This window comes from Oleiphilus sp. HI0067 (assembly GCF_001635735.1).
Window position 1 is genome coordinate 1 of record NZ_LWFI01000391.1, and the last position, 403, is coordinate 403.

At 45.4% G+C, this 403-nt stretch carries 1 protein-coding gene; it reads right to left on the reverse strand.

What is annotated here, in order from left to right:
- Positions 1-376, reverse strand: a 376-nt coding sequence (locus tag A3739_RS04665; protein ID WP_231877006.1) for a beta-eliminating lyase-related protein, incomplete at its 3' end; no start/stop codon positions are given.
- Positions 377-403 lie beyond the last annotated feature (27 nt).

A 403-nucleotide genomic window follows, 5' to 3' on the forward strand; every position in this document is an offset into this window, starting at 1 on the left:
CTTCAAACGTTGTTAAGTACTCAAACAATGCCTGCTGACTTAGTTTTGGACGATCAATATCAAGACCTGTTAAACGCGCGCCACCGGTATACATTTCAGGAGCGGTGAGTTCATCATTCAAGATATGTGCGTGATCATGACAGACAATTTGATCCCACGGCTGAACGAGGCAGGATAGCGCAAGGCAGTTGGCGGCCGTTCCAGAGGTAACAAAGTAGGCTTTAAGATCGGTTTCAAAGATCTCGGCTAATAGCAGCTCGGCTTTGTGTGTCCACTCATCTGTGCCATAGCTTGAGCTGGAACCAGCATTTGCAGCAATAATGGCATTTAATACCTGCTCTGAGGCTCCACTTTGGTTATCACTTCCAAAATTCATTCAATCAACTCACTCAATTTAAGTGCC